The organism is Rhodobacter sp. NSM, assembly GCF_052244495.1.
Classification (GTDB): domain Bacteria; phylum Pseudomonadota; class Alphaproteobacteria; order Rhodobacterales; family Rhodobacteraceae; genus Cereibacter_A.
Genome location: NZ_JBQPXH010000006.1, coordinates 52,297 through 77,112, shown reverse-complemented (window position 1 = coordinate 77,112; position 24,816 = coordinate 52,297). Strand labels below are relative to the sequence as shown.

26 protein-coding genes and 1 tRNA gene are annotated in these 24,816 nt (G+C 67.8%); 8 read left to right on the top strand and 19 right to left on the bottom strand.

What is annotated here, in order from left to right:
* Window position 1: 1 nt before the first annotated feature.
* The 6 genes from ACTVZP_RS13535 to ACTVZP_RS13510 all read right to left on the bottom strand — a co-directional run bounded on the left by ACTVZP_RS13535 (window position 2) and on the right by ACTVZP_RS13510 (window position 6,796).
* On the bottom strand, window positions 2-271 hold the full coding sequence (locus tag ACTVZP_RS13535) for a K+/H+ antiporter subunit F (RefSeq protein WP_443212677.1): 270 nt from the start codon (window positions 269-271) through the stop codon (window positions 2-4).
* On the bottom strand, window positions 268-759 hold the full coding sequence (locus ACTVZP_RS13530) for a Na+/H+ antiporter subunit E (RefSeq protein WP_443212676.1): 492 nt from the start codon (window positions 757-759) through the stop codon (window positions 268-270). The genes ACTVZP_RS13535 and ACTVZP_RS13530 overlap by 4 nt, the downstream gene beginning before the upstream one ends.
* Entirely contained in the window at window positions 756-2,267 is a 1,512-nt protein-coding gene (locus ACTVZP_RS13525; protein ID WP_443212675.1) for a monovalent cation/H+ antiporter subunit D, read from the bottom strand. The genes ACTVZP_RS13530 and ACTVZP_RS13525 overlap by 4 nt, the downstream gene beginning before the upstream one ends.
* The gene (locus tag ACTVZP_RS13520) at window positions 2,264-2,599 is read right to left on the bottom strand and encodes a Na+/H+ antiporter subunit C (RefSeq protein WP_443212674.1); all 336 of its coding nucleotides are present in this window, start codon (window positions 2,597-2,599) and stop codon (window positions 2,264-2,266) included. Before ACTVZP_RS13520 ends, ACTVZP_RS13525 begins: the two co-directional genes overlap by 4 nt.
* Window positions 2,599-5,448, bottom strand: a complete 2,850-nt coding sequence (locus tag ACTVZP_RS13515; RefSeq protein WP_443212673.1) for a monovalent cation/H+ antiporter subunit A — start codon at window positions 5,446-5,448, stop codon at window positions 2,599-2,601. Before ACTVZP_RS13515 ends, ACTVZP_RS13520 begins: the two co-directional genes overlap by 1 nt.
* Before the next feature lie 124 nt (window positions 5,449-5,572).
* Window positions 5,573-6,796: an ROK family transcriptional regulator gene (locus ACTVZP_RS13510; protein ID WP_443212672.1), complete on the bottom strand. Its 1,224-nt coding sequence runs from the start codon at window positions 6,794-6,796 to the stop codon at window positions 5,573-5,575.
* Window positions 6,797-6,992: 196 nt separating this feature from the next.
* On the opposite strand from ACTVZP_RS13510, the gene ACTVZP_RS13505 reads away from it, so the two are divergent.
* From ACTVZP_RS13505 to ACTVZP_RS13490, 4 genes are all read left to right on the top strand, one after another.
* Window positions 6,993-8,015 carry a sugar ABC transporter substrate-binding protein gene (locus ACTVZP_RS13505; RefSeq protein ID WP_443212671.1) on the top strand — a complete coding sequence of 341 codons (1,023 nt, stop codon included), beginning with the start codon at window positions 6,993-6,995 and terminating at the stop codon, window positions 8,013-8,015.
* A gap of 243 nt (window positions 8,016-8,258) precedes the next feature.
* The gene (locus ACTVZP_RS13500; protein WP_443212670.1) at window positions 8,259-9,350 is read left to right on the top strand and encodes an ABC transporter permease; all 1,092 of its coding nucleotides are present in this window, start codon (window positions 8,259-8,261) and stop codon (window positions 9,348-9,350) included.
* The gene (locus ACTVZP_RS13495; RefSeq protein ID WP_443212669.1) at window positions 9,350-10,126 is read left to right on the top strand and encodes an ATP-binding cassette domain-containing protein; all 777 of its coding nucleotides are present in this window, start codon (window positions 9,350-9,352) and stop codon (window positions 10,124-10,126) included. The genes ACTVZP_RS13500 and ACTVZP_RS13495 overlap by 1 nt, the downstream gene beginning before the upstream one ends.
* Window positions 10,123-10,716, top strand: coding sequence for a nucleoside/nucleotide kinase family protein (locus tag ACTVZP_RS13490; RefSeq protein ID WP_443212668.1), 594 nt, complete (start codon window positions 10,123-10,125; stop codon window positions 10,714-10,716). Before ACTVZP_RS13495 ends, ACTVZP_RS13490 begins: the two co-directional genes overlap by 4 nt.
* Here the strand turns inward: ACTVZP_RS13490 and ACTVZP_RS13485 are convergent.
* The gene (locus ACTVZP_RS13485; protein ID WP_443212667.1) at window positions 10,713-11,633 is read right to left on the bottom strand and encodes a DMT family transporter; all 921 of its coding nucleotides are present in this window, start codon (window positions 11,631-11,633) and stop codon (window positions 10,713-10,715) included. The genes ACTVZP_RS13490 and ACTVZP_RS13485 overlap by 4 nt on opposite strands.
* Before the next feature lie 230 nt (window positions 11,634-11,863).
* On the opposite strand from ACTVZP_RS13485, the gene ade reads away from it, so the two are divergent.
* Window positions 11,864-13,561, top strand: coding sequence for an adenine deaminase (gene ade, locus ACTVZP_RS13480; RefSeq protein WP_443212666.1), 1,698 nt, complete (start codon window positions 11,864-11,866; stop codon window positions 13,559-13,561).
* Window positions 13,562-13,640: 79 nt separating this feature from the next.
* On the opposite strand, the gene ACTVZP_RS13475 is transcribed toward ade, so the two are convergent.
* From ACTVZP_RS13475 to ACTVZP_RS13430, 10 genes are all read right to left on the bottom strand, one after another.
* Entirely contained in the window at window positions 13,641-13,895 is a 255-nt protein-coding gene (locus tag ACTVZP_RS13475; RefSeq protein WP_443212665.1) for a glycine zipper 2TM domain-containing protein, read from the bottom strand.
* 156 nt (window positions 13,896-14,051) lie between these two features.
* The gene (locus ACTVZP_RS13470; protein WP_443212664.1) at window positions 14,052-14,747 is read right to left on the bottom strand and encodes a NapC/NirT family cytochrome c; all 696 of its coding nucleotides are present in this window, start codon (window positions 14,745-14,747) and stop codon (window positions 14,052-14,054) included.
* Window positions 14,748-14,765: 18 nt separating this feature from the next.
* On the bottom strand, window positions 14,766-15,212 hold the full coding sequence (locus ACTVZP_RS13465) for a nitrate reductase cytochrome c-type subunit (RefSeq protein ID WP_443212663.1): 447 nt from the start codon (window positions 15,210-15,212) through the stop codon (window positions 14,766-14,768).
* A gap of 17 nt (window positions 15,213-15,229) precedes the next feature.
* The gene (napH, locus tag ACTVZP_RS13460; RefSeq protein ID WP_443212662.1) at window positions 15,230-16,138 is read right to left on the bottom strand and encodes a quinol dehydrogenase ferredoxin subunit NapH; all 909 of its coding nucleotides are present in this window, start codon (window positions 16,136-16,138) and stop codon (window positions 15,230-15,232) included.
* A complete protein-coding gene (gene napG / locus ACTVZP_RS13455) occupies window positions 16,135-16,938 on the bottom strand; it encodes a ferredoxin-type protein NapG (protein ID WP_443212661.1) in 804 nt (267 codons plus the stop codon). The genes napH and napG overlap by 4 nt, the downstream gene beginning before the upstream one ends.
* 1 nt (window position 16,939) lies before the next feature.
* Window positions 16,940-19,426 (bottom strand): nitrate reductase catalytic subunit NapA, encoded by a 2,487-nt coding sequence (gene napA, locus ACTVZP_RS13450; protein ID WP_443212660.1) that lies wholly within the window; start codon window positions 19,424-19,426, stop codon window positions 16,940-16,942.
* Window positions 19,427-19,439: 13 nt separating this feature from the next.
* Window positions 19,440-19,694, bottom strand: a complete 255-nt coding sequence (locus ACTVZP_RS13445) for a chaperone NapD (protein WP_443212659.1) — start codon at window positions 19,692-19,694, stop codon at window positions 19,440-19,442.
* Window positions 19,688-20,179 carry a ferredoxin-type protein NapF gene (napF, locus tag ACTVZP_RS13440; RefSeq protein WP_443212658.1) on the bottom strand — a complete coding sequence of 164 codons (492 nt, stop codon included), beginning with the start codon at window positions 20,177-20,179 and terminating at the stop codon, window positions 19,688-19,690. Before napF ends, ACTVZP_RS13445 begins: the two co-directional genes overlap by 7 nt.
* Window positions 20,180-20,938: 759 nt before the next feature.
* A tRNA-Ala gene (locus ACTVZP_RS13435) sits at window positions 20,939-21,014 on the bottom strand.
* Between the two features lie 113 nt (window positions 21,015-21,127).
* Window positions 21,128-21,463: a TIGR02300 family protein gene (locus ACTVZP_RS13430; protein WP_443212657.1), complete on the bottom strand. Its 336-nt coding sequence runs from the start codon at window positions 21,461-21,463 to the stop codon at window positions 21,128-21,130.
* A gap of 158 nt (window positions 21,464-21,621) precedes the next feature.
* On the opposite strand from ACTVZP_RS13430, the gene ACTVZP_RS13425 reads away from it, so the two are divergent.
* From ACTVZP_RS13425 to ACTVZP_RS13415, 3 genes are all read left to right on the top strand, one after another.
* Window positions 21,622-22,308, top strand: a complete 687-nt coding sequence (locus tag ACTVZP_RS13425) for a M48 family metallopeptidase (protein WP_443212656.1) — start codon at window positions 21,622-21,624, stop codon at window positions 22,306-22,308.
* 32 nt (window positions 22,309-22,340) lie between these two features.
* A complete protein-coding gene (gene agkR / locus ACTVZP_RS13420) occupies window positions 22,341-22,991 on the top strand; it encodes a GntR family transcriptional regulator AgkR (protein WP_443212807.1) in 651 nt (216 codons plus the stop codon).
* A 94-nt stretch (window positions 22,992-23,085) separates the two neighbouring features.
* The gene (locus ACTVZP_RS13415) at window positions 23,086-23,448 is read left to right on the top strand and encodes a hypothetical protein (RefSeq protein ID WP_443212655.1); all 363 of its coding nucleotides are present in this window, start codon (window positions 23,086-23,088) and stop codon (window positions 23,446-23,448) included.
* 299 nt (window positions 23,449-23,747) lie between these two features.
* On the opposite strand, the gene ACTVZP_RS13410 is transcribed toward ACTVZP_RS13415, so the two are convergent.
* Together ACTVZP_RS13410 and ACTVZP_RS13405 are read right to left on the bottom strand one after the other, a co-directional pair.
* Entirely contained in the window at window positions 23,748-24,524 is a 777-nt protein-coding gene (locus tag ACTVZP_RS13410; RefSeq protein ID WP_443212654.1) for a succinate dehydrogenase iron-sulfur subunit, read from the bottom strand.
* A gap of 18 nt (window positions 24,525-24,542) precedes the next feature.
* Window positions 24,543-24,815 carry a hypothetical protein gene (locus ACTVZP_RS13405; protein ID WP_443212653.1) on the bottom strand — a complete coding sequence of 91 codons (273 nt, stop codon included), beginning with the start codon at window positions 24,813-24,815 and terminating at the stop codon, window positions 24,543-24,545.
* Window position 24,816: the final 1 nt, after the last annotated feature.

Here is a 24,816-nt window from a genome sequence, read left to right as displayed (position 1 = left end):
ATCACTCGATGATGTTGCCGCGCAGGACGAATTTGGCATAGGCCACGGTCGAGACGAACCCCGTCATGGCGAAGAGGAGCGCCGCCTCGAACGTCATCGTGGCGCCGCCGCGGATGCCGTAGAGCACGACAAGCGCGATCATGTTGATCACCATCGTGTCGAGCGCGAGGATGCGGTCCGCGATGGACGGGCCCTGCAGCAGGCGCACGAGGTTGAAGAGCAGCGCGAGGCCGAAACAGCCGAGCGCATAGGTCAGGGCGAGCGAGATCATGCGAAGATCCTCTTCAATCGGGCCTCGTAGCGGGTCTTGATCTCCTTGCGCACCGCGTCCGGATCGGGCGCATGCAGGCAGTGGACGAGCAGCACGCGACCGCAGGCGGAGACGTCGGCGACCAGCGTGCCGGGGGTGAGCGTGATCGTGCCGGCAAGCAGGGAAATCGCCTCGGGCGAGGTCAGTTCGATCGGGACGGCAATCCACGCCGAGCGGATGCTCTCGGCGCGGTAGAACAGCACGATCTTCGCGACCGCCACATTGGCCTGGATGATGTCCCAGATCACCAGCAGCACGTATCCCGCCAGCCGGAGGGGGCTCTTGATCGTTGTCTGGCCCGGCCAGTAGGGCGCGACGAGCAGCGGTATCACGATGCCAAGGATGACCGCGAAGACGAAGCTGCCGAGCGCCAGCTTGTTCACGAGGAGCATCCAGGCGACGATCAGCGTGATGGTCAGCCACGGGTGCGGAAAGAGCCTTCGGATCATAGCGGTTGCTCCGTCAGGCGGTTGGAGGCGATGTAGGGGGTGCGCTCGGCGAGTTCCGCAGCGACGGATCCGAGGCTTTCCGCGACGGGCCCCGCGGCCAGCACGAGGGCCACGAGCCCCGCGACAAGGCCGCCTATCGCCACGAAGGCCAGCGGTTCAGGGTGGTGAGGCTCATGCTCGGTGAGCGTCTCGTGCGACTTCCAGAACAGCAGGCTGCCCGCGCGTGCGAAACCGACGATCATCACGAGAGAGGTGACGAGGATCGTGCCCCAGATCGCCACCATGCCGGGTCCGCGCATCGCGTCGAGGATCTGAAGCTTGCCGAGGAAGCCCGAGAGCGGCGGCATCCCGGCCAGCGCGATGGCGCCAAGGAAGAAGAGCGATGCCACAAGCCCCTCCTGCGCGATCGGCGGGCGCCGCTGGACAAGATCCTCGGACCCGCGCCGGGCGAGCACGAGGTCGGCCACGAGGAAGAGCACCGCCGTGGCGAGGGTGGAGTGGACGAGGTAGAAGAGCGCCGCCGCCATTGTCTCGGGCTGGAAGCCTGAGATGGCGGTGAAGAGCGTGCCCATCGAGGCGATGGCTGCGAAGGCCACGAGACGGCCGAGGCTCGCCGCGCCCAGCACGCCGAAGGCCCCGATCACCAGCGTCACGAGCGCGGCAGGCAGCAGGATCTCGGCGAAGAAGCTGCCGGTGGCAGGCGTCTGCGGCGGGAAGACGAGGCTGAAGACCCGGATCACCGCATAGGCGCCGACCTTGGTCATGACGGCAAAGAGGGCGGCCACGGGTCCCGGCGCCGAGGCATAGGTGGCCGGCAGCCAGAACTGGAACGGCACCAGCGCGCCCTTGATGGCGAAGACGATCAGCAGCAGCACGCCGGCGATGCGCAGGATCGCGGCCTCGCCCTCGGGCAGCGTCTCGACCCGCAGGGCGAGGTCGGCCAGGTTGAGCGTACCGGCAACCGAGTAGATCGTGGCCAGCGCGAAGAGGAAGAGGGTCGAGCCGACGAGGTTGTAGGCCACGTATTGCACGCCGGAGCGCAGGCGGACGCGACCCCCGCCGTGGATCATCAGCCCGTAGCTTGCGATCAGCAGCACCTCGAAGAAGACGAAGAGGTTGAACGCGTCGCCGGTGAGGAAGGCGCCGCAGATCCCCATGAGCTGGAACTGGAAGAGTGCGTGGAAGTGCTGGCCTCGCCGGTCCCAGCCGGTGCCGATGGCGTAGAGCTGCACCATCAGCGCGAGGAAGGCCGTGAGCGCGACCATGATCGCCGCCAGACGGTCGAGCACCAGAACGATGCCGAAAGGCGCGGGCCAGTTGCCGAGGAAATAGGCCTCGGGCGGGTTGTTCGCCGCTGTGGCCATCAGGATGGCCGCCACGCCGCAGAGCGCGACGGTCCCGGCAAGCGAGAAGACGCGCTGCAGCAGGAGATCGTGGCGCATGAGCAGCACGATCAATGGCGCGAGCATGGCCGGCAGGACGACGGGCGCGATGATCCAGTGGTTCATCGGCCGGCCTCGTCGTCGCTGTCCATGCGGTCCGTTCCGGCCTCGAGGAAGGCGCCGAGCGCCACCATCACGATGACGGCGGTCATCCCGAAGGAGATCACGATGGCGGTCAGCACAAGTGCCTGCGTCAGCGGGTCGGTATAGGCGGTCGCGTTCTTCGACAGGACGGGAGGCAGTCCGACCGCGAGCCGGCCGGAGGCGAAGATGAAGACGTTCACGGCGTAGCTCAGCAGGGCGAGGCCCACGATGACGGGAAAGGTCCGAAGGCGCAGGATCAGGTAAACCCCGGCTGCGGTCAGCGTCCCCACGGCGGATGCGACGAGGATTTCCATCAGCGGTCTCCGTACCCGTCGCGCGGCAGGTCGATGTCATAGGGCGCTGTCGAGACCTCCTCGCCCGCCCGCACGGCAATCCGCGAGATCGAGGCGAGGGCGAGCAGCACCGCCCCCAGGACGGCAAGGAAGACGCCCGTATCGAAGATCATGGCGGTGGCCAGTTCGAACTCCTCGAGTGGCGGAAGATGGACATAGCCATAGTCCGAGGTCAGGAAGGGCCGCGCGGCGAACCATGCCCCGACCCCGCTCGCGGCGGCGACCAGAACCCCTGCCGCGATCAGCGTGTGGTATTCGAACCGCTTCCGCGCGGCTGTCCATCCATAGCCTGACGCCATGTACTGCATCAGCGCGGCAATCGCCACGACGAGGCCCGCGATGAAGCCGCCGCCCGGCAGGTTGTGGCCGCGCAGGAAGATGTAGATGCCGACCACCAGCGCCACCGGCAGCATCATCCGTGTGGCAACGACCAGCATCAGCGGGTGGCGGTCGCCGGCGTGGCGATGCTCCTGCGCCCAGGTCAGCAGGCGGTTGTTGGCTGGTCCCGGCCGCAGGATCGTCTCGGTCACGGCGAAGATCACCAGAGCGGCGATCCCCAGCACCGTGATCTCTCCGAAGGTGTCGTAGCCGCGGAAATCGACGAGGATCACGTTGACGACGTTGGTGCCGCCGCCACCGGTCTTGGCGTTCTCGAGGTGGTATCCCGCGATGCTCGGGAAGGCGAAGTCGCGCATCATCATCATGTAGATGAGCCCGCCGACGCCCAGCCCCGCCCCTGCCGAAAGAAGGGCATCGCGCAGACGGCGCGACGTCGAGTGTTCGACGGGCGTCCGCTTCGGCAGGAAGTTCAGCGCGAGCAGCAGGAGCATGACCGTCGCCACCTCGACGAGGATCTGCGTCAGCGCGAGGTCCGGCGCCGAGAGATAGGCGAAGCCCATCGAGATCACGAGCCCCAGCACGCCGAGCACCACGAGCGCGACGATCCGGTTGTGATGCACGAGGACCAGCGCACCGGTGGCGGCGATGAGCAGGAGCCAGGCCACGACCGGCACGACCTCGACCGGCGTCGGCGCCCGCAGCCCGGGGGAATGGCCGCCCGACAGGAAGGCGTAGCCTCCGGCCACGAGGATGGCGAAGGTCGCGATGGCGAAGTAGCGGCTCAGCGCGCCGTCATGCAACGAGCCGATCACGACGCGTGCGCCGGACGCCAGAGGCTCCACGATCCCGTCGAAGATCCGCTTCGCCTCGGGACGTGGCGTGGCGAGCCAGGCGCGCATCAGCGGAGCATGCAAGCCGAGCAGCACGAGGCCGCCGCCGATCGCCGCGACCGACATCCAGAGCGCCGGGGTGAGGCCGTGCCAATGATAGATGTGGGCGTGGACCGCCTCGCCGGTGGTGGCGCCTGCGGCAGCATCCACCAGCCAGCCCGCGACCGGCATGGGCGCGAGCCCGATGGCCACGACGAGCAGCGCGAGGAAGGCGGGCGCTGCCCACATGCCGAAGCCCGGATCATGGGGGTGGTGCGGGTAATCCTTGCGGACCGGCCCGAGGAACGTGTGGGCCACGAAGCGCAGTGAATAGGCCACCGAGAAGAGGGCCCCGAGGGTCGCGAAGACCGGGATCAGCCAGGCCTGTCCCGCCCAGACGGTATGGGAGGCCTCTTCGAGCATCATTTCCTTGGACAGGAACCCGTTCAGCGGCGGGATGCCCGCCATGGACAGCGTCGCGATCGTCGCGATGGTGAAAGTTACCGGCATGAGCTTGCGCAGGCCGCCGAGGCGCTTGAGGTCGCGCGTGTGCGCCTCGTGATCGACGATGCCCGCCGTCATGAAGAGGGCGGCCTTGAACGTCGCGTGGTTGATGATGTGGAAGATCGCGGCCATGGCGGCGGCCTTGGTCCCGAAGCCCAGGAGCATCGTGATGAGGCCCAGGTGCGACACGGTCGAGAAGGCGAGGAGCGCCTTCAGGTCGTCCTTGAAGAGCGCGATCTTGGCTGCGACGACCATCGTCACGAGGCCGGTGGTGGCGACGAGGTAGAACCACTCGGGCGTGCCGGCCAGCGCCGGCCACATCCGCGCCATGAGGAAGAGCCCCGCCTTCACCATGGTCGCCGAATGCAGGTAGGCCGAGACCGGCGTGGGCGCGGCCATCGCATGCGGCAGCCAGAAGTGGAACGGAAACTGCGCCGACTTGGCGAAGCATCCGATCAGGATCAGCACCAGCGCCGGCAGATACCATTCGGAGGCCTGGATCGCCTCGCGCGCCTGAAGGATCACGGTCAGGTCGTAGCTTCCCGCGATGTCGCCGAGGATCAGCATCCCCGCAATCATCGAAAGCCCGCCCATGCCGGTGACGGTCAGCGCCATCCGCGCGCCCTGACGGCCCGCGGGCAGGTGCTTCCAGTAGCCGATGAGCAGGAAGGACGAGAGCGAGGTCAGCTCCCAGAAGATCAGGAGCAGCAGGATGTTGTCCGACAGGACGATCCCAACCATCGCGCCCTGGAACAGCATGAGGTAGCTGTAGAACTGCCCCATCGAGTCCTGCCGCGAGAGATAAAAGCGGGCGTAGAGGATGATCAGCAGGCCGATGCCCAGGATCATGCCCGCGAAGAGCAGCCCGAGCCCGTCGAGAAAGAAATTCACGTTGAGACCGAGGCCGGGCATCCAGTCGATGCGGGTCTGCACGATCTCGCCGCGCAGCACGGCCGGGGCGTGAAGCCCCAGCATCAGAAGCGCGAGGGCGGTGACGCTGCCCGTGACGATGGCGCAGGCGGTGCGGCTGGATCGGATCATGAGGCCCGGAAGCAAGGCCCCGAAGAAGGGGAGGGCGGCGATCAGTGCGAGGGACATGCCGCCGCCGCCTCCATTCCTGATGCGAAACGTCGCGAGGTCATGAATTTCTTTCACATTCGGGTGGTTTTAGGCCAAATTGGTGTTCTGTTCTTCACAAGTCAACCCGAAGAGGCGCTGAAACTCAGCCTTCCGGCGTGGCGCCCCAGGCCTCGACCAGATATCGCTGCGACAGTGGGATGGCCGCCGCGCCGAGCGCACGGGCCTGAGCGCCAACCGTGCCCTCCCGGATGCGCGGCGGCTCGATGCCCGAAAGGTCGAGCCGGTGCAGCGCCTCGCGGGTGCGGCGCACGATCTCGGCGCGGATCGCGGGCGGCATCCAGCCGTCGATCATGACCGTCTCCATCTCGACCAGGGCCGAGGCCGAGAGGATGGCCGAGGCGAGGCCGGCGGCCGCTCCCTCGAGCCAGTCGGACAGGATCGGTTCGCTCACGTCCCAGCGATCGGGATCTTCCCACAGGCCAGCCGCGTTCTCGCCGGCCTTCTCCATCGCCTCGGCAAGGACCGACATCGAGGCCACGTTCAGCAGCCGCCTCATCTGCCCGTCACGCCCCGGAACCGGCATCGGCCCGACGCCCGCCGCATTGCCGGTGCGTCCCGCGAAGAGGTGGCCGTTAAGCACGAGGCCGCCCCCGATGAAATAGGCGAAGTAGAAGTAGAGGAAGTCCTTCGGCCGCTCTCCCGTGCCGAAGACGAGTTCCGCGCCGCAGGCGGCGGTGGCATCGTTGTGGACATGAACGGGCAGACCCGTCAGCGCCGCGAGCTCCGCCTGGACGTCGCGGGTGCGCCAGGCATCCATCTCGGATTGCGGGGCGCCGACATACTGGACCCAGTTCCAGAGCTGGAAGGGCATCGCGATCCCCATGCCGCCCACGCGGGACCGCTCCTCAGGCGACAGGCCCTCGGTCAGCAGGGGAAGCGCCTCGGTGGTGAAGGACACCACCTCGTCCGGGGTGGGGTAGCGGTAGAGCCTCCTCCGCGCACCGACCGGGCGGCCGAGAAAGTCGATCAGCACGAGCTCGGCCGAGCGGCGTCCGATCTTGAGCCCGAGAAAATAGGCGCCGTCGGCTGCGAGCGACATGGGAACGGACGGCTGGCCGATGCGTCCCCGGATCGGCTCGCCGCGACACAGCAGGCCGTCGCGCTCGAGTGCGCGCATGATGACCGACACCGTCTGCGCCGACAGCCCGGTCATCCGCGCGATGTCGGACTTGGCGAGCGCCCCCTCGCGCCGGACGAGCGACAGCACGAGGCGCTCGTTGTGCGCCCGCATCCCGCTCTGGTTCGATCCCCGCAGTCGCGACCCGCCCGCGGCCGGACGTTCCACCGTCTCCTGTTCCTGTCTCACCTTGTTCTCCCTGCCCGTCACGCGAGCCCCCGGACATTGGGCGCCGAGAGAGGGCACCTGTCAATATTAAATCACTATGATTTATTTATTGACGGGCTGCGGGGAATCGGTTTTCCTGAAGAGGTCGCGGCGGGAGGAACGCTTGCGCAACGCGAAACGGCGGGCGGAGAATGGCCCGCTTCTGGGAGGAGACATCGTGACGAATTTCAAGATCGCCCTCATGGGGGGTGCGGCGGCGCTCGCCCTGTCGGCTGCCCCGGCGCTCGCACAGCAGGTCAACGCCTGCCTCATCACCAAGACCGACACCAACCCGTTCTTCGTGAAGATGAAGGAGGGCGCGACCGCCAAGGCCGAGGAACTGGGGATAAACCTCAAGTCCTACGCGGGCCGCATCGACGGCGACAGCGAGAGCCAGGTGGCCGCGATCGAGACCTGCATTGCGGATGGGGCCAAGGGCATCCTCATTACGGCCTCGGACACGAAGGGGATCGTGCCGGCGGTGCAGAAGGCGCGCGACGCCGGCATCCTCGTGATCGCGCTGGACACGCCGCTCGATCCGATCGACGCGGCGGACGGCACCTTCGCCACCGACAACTTCCTCGCGGGCGAGCTGATCGGGCAATGGGCCAAGGCGCAGATGGGCGACGAGGCAGAGGATGCGCGGATCGCGCTCCTGAACCTCGACGTGTCCCAGCCTTCGGTGGACGTCCTGCGCAACCAGGGCTTCCTGCAGGGCTTCGGCGTGGAACTCGGCGACGAGAACCGCTGGGGCGACGAGGAGGATCCTCGGATCGTCGGCCAGGAGGTGACACAGGGCAACGAGGAAGGCGGCCGCCGCGCGATGGAAAGCCTGCTCGCGCAGGATCCGACCATCAACCTCGTCCACACCATCAACGAGCCGGCGGCGGCGGGCGCCTACGAGGCGCTGAAGTCCATCGGGCGTGAGGCCGACGTGCTGATCGTCTCGGTCGACGGTGGCTGCCCGGGCGTGCAGAACGTCAAGGACGGGGTGATCGGCGCGACCTCTCAGCAATATCCGCTGCAGATGGCGGCGCTGGGTGTCGAGGCGATCGCAGCTTTCGCCAAGGATGGAACCAAGCCCGCGACGACGGAAGGCAAGGATTTCACCGATACAGGCGTGGCGCTGGTGACGGACAAGCCCGCCGAGGGCGTGGAGTCCATCGACAGCACGAAGGGTGCCGAACTCTGCTGGGGCTGAGCAGCAGGGCGCGCTGACATGAGATCGGCTGGCGGTGGATGGTGCGGCATGGGCCGCGCCTGCCGTCGCCAGTCGGGCCGTCGGCACTGACCGGCGGAATACCCTGATCAAGCGGGACCGGCGGACGATGAGCCCCGGTTCCGCCACGGGCGCGCAGCATGGCTGCGGAAGGATCCGGACTGCGCCGCTCCGTGCGGATCCGGTGGGCGCGGCAGGCCGCGCGGCAAAGCGGGAGGTCATGGAATGCCAACGGAAACCCATGGGCCGCAGGGCTACGAGGCCGCGTTGAACCGCGGATCGGAGTCCGTGGCCGAGTTCGAGCAGCGCAAGTCGCCGGTTCAGCAGGCGCGTCACCTCCTGCACCAGACGCCTTCGCTGGTGCCCCTGATCGTTCTGGTCGTGTCGATCTCGATCTTCGGGGCGCTGTTGGGCCAGAAGTTCTTCTCGGCCTTCACGCTGACGCTGATCCTGCAGCAGGTGGCGATCGTGGGCATCGTCGGCGCGGCGCAGACCCTTGTCGTGCTGACGGCAGGCATCGACCTCTCGGTGGGTGCGATCATGGTGCTCTCCTCGGTCGTCATGGGGCAGTTCACCTTCCGCTACGGGATCCCGGCGCCGCTCTCGGTGCTCTGCGGCCTTGCCGTCGGCGCCGGCATCGGCTTCGTCAACGGCACGCTGGTGGCGCGGATGAAGCTTCCGCCCTTCATCGTCACGCTGGGCATGTGGCAGATCGTGCTGGCGGCGAACTTCCTCTACTCCGCGAACGAGACCATCCGCTCGCAGGACATCTCGAACGAGGCGCCCATCCTCCAGTTCTTCGGCACGACCTTCCGGGTCGGCGAAGACGAGGCCGGTCGCGGTGGCGCGGTCTTCACCTATGGCGCCGTGCTCCTGATCCTGCTGGTGCTGGTCATCGCCTATGTGCTGCGCCAGACCGCCTGGGGGCGCCATGTCTATGCGGTGGGCGACGACCCGGATGCGGCCGAACTGGCCGGCGTGCAGACCAGAAGCGTCCTCGTCACCGTCTACACGCTCTCGGGGCTGATCTGCGCCCTGGCCGGCTGGGTGATGATCGGCCGTCTCGGATCGGTCTCGCCCACGGCCGGCCAGTTCGCCAACATCGAATCGATCACCGCCGTCGTGATCGGGGGGATCAGCCTCTTCGGCGGCCGCGGCTCGGTGCTCGGCATGCTCTTCGGGGCGCTGATCGTGGGGGTGTTCTCGCTCGGGCTCAAGCTGATGGGGACGGACCCGCAGTGGACCTACCTGCTCATCGGCATCCTCATCATCGCGGCCGTGGCCGTGGACCAGTGGATCAGAAAGGCGGCTGCGTGATGGAACCGATCCTGAAGGCCCGTGGCCTCGTGAAGCGCTACGGTCGCGTGACGGCGCTGAATCACTGCGACTTCGACCTTTATCCGGGCGAGATCCTCGCGGTGATCGGCGACAACGGGGCCGGGAAGTCCTCGCTCATCAAGGCGCTCTCGGGCGCCATCCGGGTGGACGAGGGCGAAATCGAGCTCGAGGGTCGCCCGATGAGGTTCGACTCGCCGCTCGATGCGCGCGAGGCGGGGATCGAGACGGTCTACCAGAACCTCGCGCTCTCGCCCGCGCTGTCCATCGCCGACAACATGTTCCTCGGCCGCGAGATCCGGAAGCCGGGGTTCATGGGCAAGTGGTTCCGCGCCCTCGACCGGGCCGAGATGGAGCGGAGGGCGCGCGAGAAGCTGACCGAACTCGGCCTGATGACGATCCAGAACATCGGGCAGGCGGTCGAGACGCTTTCGGGCGGGCAGCGGCAGGGCGTGGCGGTGGCGCGCGCCGCGGCCTTCGGCTCGAAGGTCGTCATCATGGACGAGCCGACCGCGGCGCTGGGCGTGAAGGAGAGTCGCCGCGTGCTCGAGCTGATCCTCGACGTGAAGCGGCGGGGCCTGCCCATCGTGCTCATCAGCCACAACATGCCGCATGTGTTCGAGGTGGCCGACAGGGTGCATGTCCACAGGCTGGGCCGCAGGCTCTGCGTGATCGACCCCAAGCGCCATTCGATGTCGGACGCGGTGGCGCTGATGACGGGTGCCATGGCGCCCGAAAAGATGAACGAGTTCGCATGACACCCGAGGCGCTCGCGCAGGAGATCGGGCGGGCGGCGGACGGCAAGCGCCGTTTCATCGCGGCGCTCGCGGGGCCACCGGGGGCGGGAAAATCCACCCTCGGCGCGGCCCTGGTGCATGCGCTCGGTCGCGGCGCGCGGCTCGTGCCGATGGACGGGTTCCATTTCGACGACCGGGTGCTGGCCGCGCGCGGCCTCTCGCACCGGAAGGGCGCACCCGAGACCTTCGACGGCTGGGGTTTCCTCAACCTCATGGAGCGGCTGAAGGCAGGGGGCGAGGTCGCCATCCCCATCTTCGACCGCGAGATGGAGCTCTCCCGCGCCGCGGCCGATGTCGTCACCGACGAGGACCGCATCCTGATCGTCGAGGGCAATTACCTGCTGCTCGACGAAGATCCCTGGCGGCGGCTGCGGCCCTTCTTCGACCTGACGATGTTTCTCGACGTGCCCGAGGCGGAACTGGAACGGCGCCTGCTAGGCCGGTGGGAAGCGAGGGCCGATGGCGCGGTCTGGGTGGCCTCGAACGATCTTCCGAACGTCCGCCGCGTTCTGCACGGCTCGGTGCAGGCTGACCGGATCATCCGGTTCTAGCCCTGCGGCGTGGTCACCTTGCGCTGCCGCGCCCGTTCGAGGCCCAGCCTCCGCTCGCGCCAGATGATCAGGATCCCGGCACAGACGACGAGGCTCGCGCCGCCCAGCATGACGAGCGTCGGCATTTCGCCGAAGACGAAGAAGCCGATCAGAAGGGCGAAGATCATCGAGGCATAGTCGAAGGGCGCGATGAGCGAGGCATCGGCGAAGCGGTAGGCCGAGGTCAGCAGGATCTGCGCGACCCCGCCAAGTATGCCCGCGCTGACCAGCAGCGCCGCCTCGGTCGGCGTCGGGCGCACCCAGCCGAAGGGAAGGGTGACGAAGGACAGGAGCGTCGCCGTCAGAGAGAAATAGAAGACGATGGCCGCCGTCGCCTCGGTGCGGACGAGCTTGCGGATGAAGACCTGTGCCAGCCCCGCAAAGACCGCGCCGCCCAGCACCAGCGCAGCCCCGAAGGCCTCGCGATGGCCCATGCCCCCCGACAGCACCGTGAGGCGGGGCGAGAGCACGATCAGCACGCCCCCGAGGCCGAGGACCACGGCCGAGATCCGGAAGGCGCGCACCTCCTCGCCCAGGAACATCGCCGCGAAGATGACGGTGAGGAGGGGGGCGGCATAGCCGAGTGCGGTCACCTCGGGCAGCGGCAGGTAGGCGAGGCCGGCGAATCCCAGCCCCATGGCCATCGTGCCCACCAGTCCGCGCCAGACATGCCCCATCGGGTTCACCGCGCGCAGCCCGGTGCGCAGCTCGTGCCGCCAGGCGAGCCAGACGAGGATCACCGGCATGGCGAAGAACGAGCGGAAGAAGACCGCCTCGCCTGACGGAACCCGGTCGGAGGTCGCCTTGATGAGCGCGGACATGACGATGAAGATCAGGACGGAGGCGACCTTGAGGCCGATGCCGCGCAGCGGATGCATGGGAATCTCTCGGAATGACGCGCGGCAGAAGGATCATCCCCGCCCGTCAGGCGCAAGGGCGAAAGACTCACGCGCGCGCTCCTTTTCCGAGAGCCACACGCGGATGTCGTGCGGCCGCTTCGCCGAATGCTCCGGACGGGTTCTGCCTTGCGTTCCGGCCCTCGGTCCCACGCAATCCGCTGGACTGCCTTGCAGCCTTGGGCTTCTCTTGCACCAGCAGAGGAGGTCCCATGCGGCGCAGCCTATCCGAGTTCATCGACCAGGGCCGGGGTCTCGTCCCGGCGGATCTTGTCCTGAAGGACGGGCGGATCTTCGACCTCGTGACCGGGGAGCTCGTGCAGACCGACGTGGCCATCTGCGGCGACCGGATCGTGGGAACCTTCGGCACCTACACCGGCCATCGCGAGATCGACTGCCGGGGCCGGATCCTCGTGCCGGGCTTCATCGACACGCATCTGCATGTCGAAAGCTCGCTCGTCACGCCGTTCGAGTTCGACCGCTGCGTGACGCCGCGGGGCATCACCACCGCGATCTGCGACCCGCACGAGATCGCCAATGTCTGCGGGCTCGAGGGGATCCGCTACTTCCTCGAGGCCTCGGCCCATCTCGTGATGGACCTGCGGATGCAGCTTTCCTCCTGCGTGCCCTCGACCCACATGGAGACCGCCGGGGCTGCGCTCGAAGCCGCCGATCTTGCGCCGCTGATGGATCATCCCCGGGTGATCGGGCTGGCCGAGTTCATGAACTTCCCCGGCGTGCTGATGAAGGACGCCGGCTGCCTCGCCAAGCTCGAGGCCTTCCGTGGTCGTCACATCGACGGCCACGCGCCGCTCCTGCGGGGGAAGGACCTGAACGGCTACATCGCGGCCGGCATCCGGACCGAGCACGAGGCCACCACCGCCGAGGAAGCGCTGGAAAAACTGCGCAAGGGCATGCGGGTGCTGATCCGCGAGGGGTCGGTCTCGAAGGACCTGCACGCCCTCGCGCCGCTCCTGACCGAGCGGCATTCGCCCTATCTCTGCCTCTGCACGGACGACCGGAACCCGCTCGACATCGCCGAGCACGGGCATATCGATCACATGATCCGCACCGCCATTCACCTCGGCGCGCCGCCGCTTGCCGTCTATCGCGCGGCGAGCCTGTCTGCGGCCGAGGCCTTCGGGCTGAGAGACCGCGGCCTGATCGCTCCGGGCAAGCGCGCGGATGTCGTGGTGCTCGACTCGCTCGAGGACTGCCGTGCGGCGCTGGTGCTGGCGGGCGGCACCGTGGCGGACGAGGCGGCCTTCAAGGCCCGCGGATCGGTGGAGCCTGTTGCCCGCGCCTCGGTGAAGGTGGCGACCGTCGAGGCGTCCAGCTTCCGCTGCCCGGGCAACCGCGCCGAGACGCCGGTGATCGGCATCCTGCCCGGCAAGATCATCACCGAACACCTGACCGTCGAGATCGAGCCCGTGGACGGCGACAAGCGGCCTGACGCATCGCGCGACCTCGCCCGGATCGCCGTGATCGAGCGGCACGGCCTGACGGGCGGAAGCGCCACCGGCTTCGTCCGCGGCTTCGGCATCCGCCGCGGGGCGATTGCCTCGACCGTCTGCCACGACCATCACAACCTCGCGGTTGTCGGCATGGACTACGCCGACATGGCGCTGGCGGCGAACCGGCTTCGCGAGATCGAGGGCGGCTTTGCGGTGGCGGCCGAGGGCGAGATCCTGGCCGAACTGGCCCTTCCGGTCGGGGGACTCATGAGCCTGCGCCCGTTCGAGGAGGTTCGCGACGCGCTCGTGAAATTGCGCGAGGCTGCGCGAAGCCTCGGGGTCACGCTCGAGGAGCCGTTCCTGCAGCTGGCCTTCCTCGCGCTGCCGGTGATCCCGCATCTGAAGATCACCGACCGGGGCATGGTCGACGTTGACCGGTTCGAAATCCTGCCTTGACGCAGGTGCGCATGGAGAAGGCCCGACCTCGCCGGTCGGGCCCTTGATGCGCAAGCCGTCACCTGAGTTCGCTTAGGGATCAGCAGGGGCCCGTGAAGCGCTGGCCGCGGGTGTTGCGGTAATAGCAGGTCCCGCTGCCGGTCGGCCCGATCAGGGTGCCCGCGACCGCGCCGGCGGCCGCGCCGAGCGCCGCGCCCTGCACCCGGTCGTCGTCGCTGGAAACAGCCGCGCCGAGGGCCGCTCCGCCAAGGGCGCTTGCCGCGGTGGTCTGGTCGGCCGTCTCACAGCCGGCGAGGACGGCCACGATGGGAACAAGCACGAAAAACTTCTTCATGATGCATCTCCGAAGAATGAAACTCCGCGGAGACAACTTCGCCCGCATCTTGCGGTTCCGCCATCGCCTGCTCCGAGGCGGCGCGATGCCGATGGCTGACGTCCACGCAGCCTGCCTCCGCCCGGAAGTCGGCCGGAGGCAGGGTCCTGCGGCGGATCAGTCGGTTTCGTCCAGGAAGGCGGAAACGGCCGCCGGACCCACGTTCTCGGGCGGGATGATGCCGCGTTGCTCGAGATCCTCAACCAGCGCGTGGTAGCGCTCCAGCCCGCCTTCGGGCAGATCGTGCGCGATCCCCTGGTGGCAGTCGATGCAGGTCTTGCCCGTGTCCATCGCCCGCTGGTGATCGGCCGCCGCGCGATTTTCCTGCAGGGTGAAGTCCATGAACTCGAAGTTGTGGCAGTTCCGGCATTCCTGGCTGTCGTTCCGCTTCATGCGCGTCCACTCGTTGGTGGCAAGCTCGATGCGGCGCTCCTCGAACTTCTCGGGCGTCCAGATCGACTTGGACACGAAGTGGCCGTAGAGTTCCTTCGAGGCCTTGATCTTGCGGAGCATCTTCGGCCCCCACTCCTTCGGAACGTGGCAGTCGGGGCAGGTCGCCCGCACGCCCGAGCCGTTCCCGCGATGGGGCGACTCGCGATATTCGACGAAGACGTTGTCCTTCATCTCGTGGCACGAGACGCAGAATTCCTCGCGGTTCGTCATCTCGAGCGCGGTGTGGAAGCCACCCCAGAACAGGATGCCCGCCCCGAAGCCCGCAATGAGCAGCAGGCCCAGCGAGAAGATGCCGGAGGGCGAGGCAAAGAAGCGCCAGATCCGGCGGATCAGGCCGGGGCGGGGGGAAGTGTCGGTCATCGCTCGTGTCCTCCGCGCTCACTCGCCCGAAGGCTGGAAAAGGTTCTCGACCAGGGCCGGTGCATCGGCCTGCGGAACGTGGCACTGGTTGCAGAACCAGCGGCGGGTCGCGACGGTGTCGGACTGGACGCTGTCGCGGCTCAGGTAGTGGGTCATCGACAGCGTCGGTGCGCCGCGGTCACCGGCGTTGCGCCATTCGTGGCATCCGAGGCACTCATTCGCCTTCATGTCGATCTGGTACTTCTCGATCGAATGCGGGATCAGCGGCGGCTGGAGGCGGTAGTTCCGGACGAAGCGCTGCTTGTCCTGATGAAAGATGGGTGCGGTCGCGATCTCCTGATCGGGGTCGGCGCCGCGCAGGGTTTCTACTCCTGCAGGGGGCGGCACCTGCGACTGGGCGAGGGCAAGGCCCGCCAGAAGGGCTGCGGGAAGCGCGAGGGCGCCAAGGAAGGCGATCGGTTTCATGGCGGGTCTCCGTGATCTCATGTGGCGCGGCTGGGGCCGGCCGGGCAGGGGGTGGCAGCGTCGCGGCCCGGAGCGGGGCGCGTGTCGAAGCGGTGGGTGAAGCGGAAGACGTCGCGGTCGCAGACGTCGATGCAGCGGCCGCAGTTGGTGCAGTCACCGGACAGGATGATCGGCGTGTCGGCGGTCTTGCCGCGCAGGGCGGGTGTGATGACGGCCATCTCGGGACAGACCGCGAAGCAGTCCATGCAATCGTCGCAGGCGGCCCGATTCGCCGCCGAGACGCGGAGCAGCGACTTCGACCCCAAGAGCCCGTAGAAGGCGCCGACGGGGCAGAGCCTCCCGCACCAGCCGCGCCGGGCGACGAGAAGGTCGAAGAGAAAGACCGCGACGACCAGCGCCCAGCCCGCGCCCACTCCGAAGACGATCCCGCGCTGCAGCATGGTTACCGGGTTGACCAGCTCCCATGCGATCATGCCGGTCAGGGACGAGACGGCAATAGCGGTGCCGAGCAGCCAGAGCCGGGTGGAGGCCTTGGGCTGCCAGCCCTTCGGCAGGCCGAGCCGGGCGTGAAGCCAGTGGGCCGCATCCGTCACCGGGTTCACCGGGCAGACCCAGGAGCAGTAGGTCCGCCCGCCGATCAGCGCATAGGTGGCGGCCACGATCCCCGCGCCCAGAAGCGCCGTCGCTTCTGGCCAGTGCCCGGCGGCGAGGCCTTGCAGCAGCACCAGCGGATCGGTCAGCGGCAGCACGTCGAGCGTCGTCGAAGCTGCCAGGTTCCCCTTCACCCACCAGATCCCGGCCCAGGGGCCGAGGAGGAACAGCCCGAGGAAGACCGCCTGCGACAAGCGCCGCAGGATCAGCCAGCGATGCGCGCGGATCCAACCCTTGCGGATCGTGGCTTCGCGGCCGGGGAGGTGCATGCTCATGGCCTGCCCCCCGGAAGCGTCATCAGGGGCTGGAAGTCGGGCACCGTTTCCGGTGCGGCCTCGGGCATGCGGTCGGGAAGATCCACGATCCCCTCGACCACGGGCGCTCCCTTCTTCTCCATCTCCTCCCACCCGAGGCGGTAGTGCCCGGCCGGAGTGGCCCGGGCCAGGCGGGTGGGCAGGACCTTGATGGCGGCCTCGGGCAGCACGCAGGAGTTCTCGCACTTGCCGCAGCCCGTGCAATGTGCGGCATGGACGGTCGGCAGGAACATCGCATGATGCCCCGAGCGGGCGTTGTGGCGGCTTTCCAGCGTGATGGCCTCGTCGATGGCCGGGCAGACGCGGTAGCAGACGTCGCAGCGCAGCCCGAGCAGGTTCAGGCAGTTCTCCTGATCGACCAGCACCGCCACGCCCATCCTTGCCTCGTCGATGTCGGTCAGGACGGGGTCGAGCGCGCCGGTCGGGCAGGCCACGACGCAGGGGATGTCCTCGCACATCTCGCAGGGGACCTCGCGGGCGGTGAAGAAAGGCGTGCCGGTCGCCGGCCCCTCGCCCAGTTCCGCCAGCGAGAGCGTGTCATAGGGGCAGGCCCGGACGCAGAGGCCGCAGCGGATACAGGCGCCCAGGAAGTCGTCTTCGGCCAGCGCCCCCGGCGGGCGCAGCGCCTCGGCCGGAAGCGCCCGGGCGTCGCGGGCGTAGAGCGCCAGGAGCGTGCCCGCCACCGCGCAGCCCGCCGCCGCGCGGGCCGCATCCGTCAGGAAGCGCCGTCGGTCGATGGGAGAAGCGGGGCGGGCGGGCATGTCAGGCGCGCTCCACCTTGCAGGCGCATTTCTTGTAGTCGGTCTCCTTCGAGATCGGGCAGGTCGCGTCGAGCGTGAGCTGGTTCACCAGCTGCCCCTCGTCGAACCAGGGGAAGAACACGACGCCTTCCGGCATCTTGTTGCGCCCGCGCGTCTCGATGCGGCTCAGCACACGTCCGCGCCGGGTGGAGATCGCGATCTCCTGCCCGCGCTTCAGGCCACGCGCCTCGGCATCGTCCGGGTTCATGAAGACCACCGCGGAAGGGAAGGCGCGGTGCAGTTCCGGCACCCGCCGCGTCATCGAGCCGGAGTGCCAGTGTTCCAGCACGCGGCCCGTCACCAGCCAGAGGTCGAACTCGGCATCGGGGCTCTCGGCCGGCGGCTCGTAGGGCGCGAAGATGATCTTCGCCTTGCCGTCCTTGTTGCCGTAGAACCTGACGCCCTCGCCGGGCTTGACGTAGGGGTCATAGCCCTCGCGGAAGCGGTAGAGCGTCTCCTTGCCCTCGACCACCGGCCAGCGCAGGCCGCGTGCCTGGTGGTAGGTCTGGAAGTCGGCCAGGTCGTGGCCGTGGCCGCGCCCGAACGAGGCGTATTCCTCGAAAAGGCCCTTCTGCAGGTAGAAGCCGAAGTGGCGGCTTTCCTGGTTCCCGAACCCTTCAGCGGTTTCCTCCAGCGGGTAGCGGTTCACGACGCCATTGGCATAGAGCAGGTCAAAGAGCGTCTTGCCGCGGAGTTCCGGCTTCTGGTCCAGCAGCTCGGCCGGCCAGACCTCATCGACCGTGAAGCGCTTCGAGAACTCGACCAGCTGCCACAGGTCCGAGCGCGCCTCGCCGGGGGCGTCCACCTGCTGGCGCCAGAACTGCGTGCGCCGCTCGGCATTGCCGTAGGCGCCTTCCTTCTCCACCCACATCGCGGTGGGCAGGATCAGGTCGGCCGCCATCGCGGTGACGGTCGGGTAGGGATCGGAGACGACGATGAAGTTCTCGGGGTTGCGGTAGCCGGGCCAACCTTCCTCGTTCATGTTGGGCGCGGCCTGCATGTTGTTGTTGCACTGCACCCAGTAGGCGTTGATCTTGCCGTCCTTCAGCAGCCGGTTCTGCAGCACGGCATGCGCGCCGGGCTTTTCCGGGATCGTGCCTTCGGGCAGGCCCCAGAGTTCCTCGGTATGGGCGCGGTGTTCCGGGTTCGTCACCACCATGTCGGCGGGCAGGCGGTGCGAGAAGGTGCCGACCTCGCGCGCCGTGCCGCAGGCCGAGGGCTGGCCCGTCAGCGAGAAGGGCGAGTTGCCCGGCTCGGCGATCTTTCCGACCAGCAGGTGGACGTTGTAGGCATTCGAGTTCACCCACGAGCCGCGGGTGTGCTGGTTGAAGCCCATGGTCCAGAGCGACATGACCTTGCGATTCGGATCGGCGTATTGCTTCGCCAGACGCTCCAGCTTCTCGGCCGGCACGCCGGACAGCGCCGCCACCTTCTCGAGCGTATATTCGGAAACCGCGGCCTTGAACTCCTCGAAGGTGATCGGCTCCATCTCGCCGGTGGTCTTGGGGTCAACCCCGTCCTCGAGCGCATGGGTCGGGCGCAGGCCGTAGCCGATGCCGGTCTTCGTCTTCATGAACGTCGTGTGCTTTTTCACGAAGTCCCAGTTCACCGCATCGGTCTGGATGATGTGGTTCGCGATGTAGTTCAGGATCGCGAGGTCGGTCTGGGGCGTGAACACCATCCCGTTGTCGGCCAGCTCGAACGAGCGGTGCTCGAAGGTCGAGAGGACGTGGACCTCGCAGCCGGGCTTCGTCAGGCGCGTGTCGGTGATGCGCGACCACAGGATCGGGTGCATCTCGGCCATGTTCGAGCCCCAGAGCACGAAGGTGTCCGCTGCCTCTAGGTCGTCATAGCAGCCCATCGGCTCGTCGATGCCGAAGGTGCGCATGAAGCCCGCCACGGCCGAGGCCATGCAGTGCCGCGCGTTGGGGTCGAGGTTGTTCGACCGGAAGCCCGCCTTCATCAGCTTCGAGGCGGCGTAGCCTTCCCAGATCGTCCACTGGCCCGAGCCGAACATGCCGATCGCCTCGGGGCCCTTGGCCTTCAGCACGGCCTTCCATTTCTCGGCCATGATGTCGAAGGCCTCGTCCCACGAGATGGGCTCGAACTCGCCTTCCTTGTCGTAGACCCCGTTGGTCTTGCGCAGCATGGGCTGGGTCAGGCGGTCCTTTCCATACATGATCTTGGAGAGGAAATAGCCCTTGATGCAGTTGAGGCCGCGGTTGACCGGCGCCTCCGGGTCGCCCTGGGTCGCGACCACGCGACCGTCCTTGACGCCCACGAGCACCGAGCATCCCGTGCCGCAGAACCGGCAGGCCGCCTTGTCCCAGCGGATGTCGCCGACGGCATCGGCAAGGGCGGGCCCGGCGAGCGGGATGCCGGCCGCGGAGGCCGTCGCCGCGGCGGCGGTGGCCTTCAGGAACGAGCGGCGCGAAGAGGAAAGCGTCATACCGGGTCTCCCGTCAGAGGGTCGCGGGCGCCGCCTCGGGCGCCTCGAAATGATGGTAGGCAAGTGTCACCCCGATCACGCCGGGGATCTGGTGCAGGTCCATGATCTGGTCCGAGGCCCGGCGCGCGGCGGTATCCTCGATGGTCACGACGATGCGGCCGGGCTGGTGCGCGTGCACCGCACCGCCTTCGGTGGCCGAGATGGCCGCGATGACGTCCGGCGTGAACTCGGCTATGGTCTGGACGAGGCAGCCGCAGATGTTCAGCATCGGCAGATCTCCTTGCGGGTCAGGTGGATGACCTGCTCGGGGCAGGGCGCGATGCAGGCGCCGCAGCCGGTGCAGGTCTCTGGGTCGATGATGGGACGGGCGCGTCCCCCGAGTTGCGGGCGGAAGCGGATGGCGGCCCGGTCACAGAAGTCCTCGCAGGCGCGGCAGGGGATACCCGCCATGTCGAGGCACCCCGCGCCGACCTCGGCTCGCCAGTTCCACGGCTCTGCCGGCGCAAGAGCTCCGGTCGGGCAGGCGCGCGTGCAGTCGCGGCAGAAGGTGCAGGCGCCGGCCCGCATGTCCACGACCGGCAGGCCCTCGCGGTCACGCAGGATGATGCCCTGCGGGCAGGCACGGGCGCAGTCGCCGCAACCGGTGCAATCGTCGGCGAAAGCCTGAGTTGCCACGGCACCCGGCGGGCGGGGATGGGGCATCTCGGAGAGATGTCCGGTCAGGAGAGCGCGGCGTGTGGCGGTGCTGGGCATGCGGAGCCTGGCTTATTGGGGCAAACGTTGTATCCGTTTTAGCCAGTAGTGCGCCGCGCCTCGGTCTCTCCATGATCCATGTCAAAGAGCGCTCGGGCGCCGATTTGCCTTGGACGGCGCTCGGCGTGTGCGGTCGACGATTGGTGGCCGCGCGCTCCGAGGCGGCCTGTTCCCCAGGGCGGCCGCCTGTCGGTCCGGCGTTCGGCGGCACATGTGTCGCTTCGAGGAGCGGGGGCAACGGACGGGACGTGAAGTTGTTTTCCGCCACCCAACGGCTGCGCCTGTCGCAACGGCCTACGGCGTCCGACCAGGCCGGGACGGGACGGTCGTCCTTCCGCGATGATGCACGACGGAGGGCGGGGCGCGCTTCCGGAGGCGTGCGCATCTTGCAGATAATCGATGCGCCGCCTCACTCCCGGCCCGCACAGACACCGAAGCGCATGGCGCAAGGCGAGTCGTCCTGAAGGATAGGCGTCAGGCACCGTGTCGCCGCGACGAGAAGCCTCTGCCATTGGGGATCGCCGGCCGGATAGTGGGAGCCCGCCGCAGAGTCACGTCGCGTGTGTCTGGGCGGAGTTGGCGGCCTGCCGCCTTCCGGGAGACGGGACGTGCAGACCCGCTGCCCAACCCTTGCCGGGCAGATCCCCTCGGGCCGCAGGGCATCTGTGCGGAGCGTCCACCTGCGCGACGTCCCCGACCTTGCAAACGCCTGACCCTGCAGGCCGCATCGTCAGCGGATCAGATTGTTCGGGATTTATTTGGTGGAGCCAGGCGGGATCGAACCGCCGACCTCTTGAATGCCATTCAAGCGCTCTCCCAACTGAGCTATGACCCCACCGGAGGTGCGGACCCTGTCGGATCCGCTTGGGTGCGAACCGGTTCCGGTTCGCTCGGCGTAATTAGAGGCTCACGAAGAGGGGCGCAAGAGGAAAAATACGCCCCTTGCGGTCAACCTTCCTCGTCGTCGCCGGCCACGTCGGCCAGGTCGTCCAGCGAGACGTTGTCATCCGAATCGTCCTCGAGCAGGTCGTCATCGACATCGGCATCATCGCTGGTTTCGGCGTCGAGCAGGTCTTCGTCGTTGTCGATGTCGTCCACGAGCACGTCATCGTCTTTCTCGGGCGCGACGCGCGAGATGACCGCTGCCACGGCCTTGCGGCGCGCGCTTTCGATGTCCACGACTTCGCCGGTGTAGGGGCTGACGACGGGACTGCGGTTGAGGTCGTAGAAGCGCTTGCCCGTCGTCGGGCAGACACGCTTCGTGCCCCATTCTTCCTTGGGCATGGTGATCCCCTTGCAAGGCTGTCTGCTGCAGAATTGGGGAGCCATGCCACAAGCCCCCGGCACTGTCAAAGCCTTTCCGGCCCTCGCCTTCCGGCAGATTTTCAGGGCTTTTCACCGTTCGGCGCGGCAGTAATCTGGCGCCGCTGAAGGAGATCTCGATGCCCGTCCTGCCCGGCTCGCCGCCAGTCGACATCACGCTGCGCCGCTCGGCGCAGGCCCGCCGCTTTTCCCTGCGGGTGTCGCGGCTTGACGGGCGGGTGACGCTGACGGTGCCCCTCAGAGCCCGCGAGGCCGAGGCCCTCGCCTTCGTCCGCGACCAGGAGGGATGGATCCGACGGGCCCTGTCCGATGTGCCGGTCACGGCGAGCGTGGGGCTGGGGACGCTGCTGCCGGTCGAGGGCCGGTTGCTGCTGGTGCGCGAAGGCAAGGGGCGTTCCGTCCGGATCGAGGGCGATTCGATCCTCGTCCCCGGCGAGGCAGCGTCCGTTCCGGTGCGGCTCGCCACCTTCCTGAAGGCGCTCGCGCGCGAGCGGCTCGCGGCCGCGTCCGACCGGCATGCGCACATGCTCGGCCGACCTTACGCGCGCCTGACCCTGCGCGACACTCGGTCGCGCTGGGGATCCTGCACCCACGACGGCTGCCTCATGTTCTCGTGGCGGCTCGTCCTCGCCCCGCCGCCCGTGCTCGACTACGTCGCCGCGCACGAGGTGGCGCATCTTGCGCAGATGAACCATTCTCCCGCCTTCTGGGCAGAGGTGGCCCGGCTCATGCCCGACTATGCCCCGCACCGGACCTGGCTGCGCCGACATGGGCAAGCCCTGCACGGTTTCCGCTTCGGGGATTGACCGGCGCGCGGCGACGGTGCTTGCTCGCGCTCATGCCGAGCCAGACGCGTCCCTCCGACCTGACCGCCGCCGCACATGAGCGGCTCTATCGCAGCCTGCGGACGCAGGTCATGCATGGCGAGGTCGCGCCGGGGCAGGCGCTGACGCTGCGCGGCCTTGCCCGGAGTTTCGAGGTCTCGATGACCCCCGCGCGCGAGGCGGTGCGGCGCCTCGTGGCGGAGGGGGCGCTGTCTCTTTCCTCCTCGGGCAGGGTGGCGACGCCGGAACTGAGCCCAGAGCGGATCGAGGAACTGGCGGCGATCCGCGCGCTTCTCGAACCGGAGCTCGCCGCACGCGCGCTGCCGAGGGCCCACTTCGCGCTTCTGGACCGCCTGACGGCGATCAACGCCGCCAATGCCGAGGCGGTCGTGAAGGGGGATGCCGTGGCCTACATCCGCACGAACCTCGAATTTCATCGGACGCTCTACCTGCGGGCTCAGGCGCCGGCAATGCTGGCCATGGCCGAAACCGTGTGGCTCCAGCTCGGGCCGACCATGCGTGCGCTTTACGGCAGGCTCAGGCGAAACGAGCCGCCGCAGCACCATCGGAGCATCCTCGCCGCGCTGAGGGCCGGGGACGAACCGGGTCTGCGGCTTGCCGTCCGGACGGACGTGACGCAGGGGCTGCGACATCTGATCGGGTGAAGTGGTCAGATTACTTGACCGGGATCATGTTTCTCGATTCGAGAAAAGGATACCAACGGGTGGATGAAAAGGATCTGACCTAAGGGGAATAGCCATGCTGAACCGAGTTCGCGCCCTCTTCGACCGTTGGCACCGGCTACAGGAAGTGCACGCGCTGACTGATCGTGATCTGGAGGATCTCGGCATCACGCGTTGGCAGATGGAACAGTTCGCACGCATGCCCGAGAATGTGGGCGAGCGCCTCTTGCAAATGGCGCAGGTGTTCGGCCTCGATCCGATCGACGTCCAGCACGCCTATGCCGATTATCTGGAACTCCTGGACGTGTGCCAGCACTGCGGCAGCACCCGGGTGTGCCAATGCGCCCTTGCCGATGCGGCGAGGCTGGAGCCGGCCGACTGCGGCTTCTGCCCGAACGCGCCGACCTATGAACTGATGGCACGCCACACGCTGCACTAGCGCCCGCTGCTGACCCGAAGCGCTGCCTGACGCCTCCGCCTCCTCCCGGCGGAGGCGTCATCGTTTCATTGCCTGCTCTGCCGGCCTCGCGGAATGGCGCAGGATGCTCCGGCCGGATTGCGCCGTGCATGGGGTCTCGGGAGCCGGAAGCCGGCTCACCGCTCGCCAGCTGCGTCCGCGCATGGAGGGTGCATCCGACCCGCAGCGACGCAACCTCAGTCGAGGCGCGTCCGGATGTGTGGCAGACCGAGGACACGCTCTCACCCCGGACCGTTGCCCGGGGCGCCCCGACGCCTGCGTCAGATGACGCGCTCGACCATCATCTTCTTGATCTCGGCAATGGCCTTCGCCGGGTTCAGACCCTTGGGGCAGGTCTTCGCGCAGTTCATGATCGTGTGGCAGCGGTAGAGCTTGAACGGGTCTTCCAGCATGTCGAGCCGCTCCGGCGTCGCCTCGTCGCGGCTGTCCACGATCCAGCGGTAGGCATGCAGCAGCGCCGCCGGCCCGAGGTAGCGGTCGCCGTTCCACCAGTAGCTCGGGCAGGAGGTCGAGCAGCAGGCGCACATGACGCATTCATAGAGGCCGTCGAGTTTCGCCCGGTCCTCGACCGACTGACGCCATTCCTTGGCAGGCTGGACGGTCTTCGTCTCGAGCCACGGCATGATCGAGGCGTGCTGGGCGTAGAAGAGCGACAGGTCCGGGATCAGGTCCTTGATCACCGGCATGTGCGGCAGCGGGTAGATCTTCACGTCGCCCTTGATCTCGTCGAGGCCATAGATGCAGGCCAGCGTGTTGATCCCGTCGATGTTCATCGCGCAGGACCCGCAGATCCCCTCACGGCAGGACCGGCGGAAGGTCAGCGTCGGATCGACCTCGTTCTTGATCTTGATGAGCGCGTCGAGAACCATGGGACCGCAGCGGTCCATGTCGAGGAAGTAGGTGTCGACGCGCGGATTCTCGCCCGTGTCGGGATCCCAGCGGTAGATCTGGAACTTGCGGACGTTCTTGCCCTCGGGCTTCGGCCAGGTCTTGCCGGTCCGGACCTTGGAGTTCTTGGGGAGCGTGAGCTGGACCATGGTTCATCCCTTCCGGTCTTAGCGGGAGTAGAGCGGCCGCGTCGGGGGCTGGCCGGATTTCTGGTAGACGCAGGCATCGTAGAGGGCCGAGGGGTCCCGGCCCATGAGATAGTCCGACGTCACCGTCAGTTCGACGTCGCTGATCATTCCGCCACTGCCGGCGCCCACTCCGATGGTGCCGCGTGGCGCTTCGGCCAGGCGCGCACGGTCGAGGCAAACCTCCTCGGCCCGCTGCACCGACATCGGGCCGCATCCGGCGAGGAAGAACAGGAGCAGGAGCCGGGCGCGCATC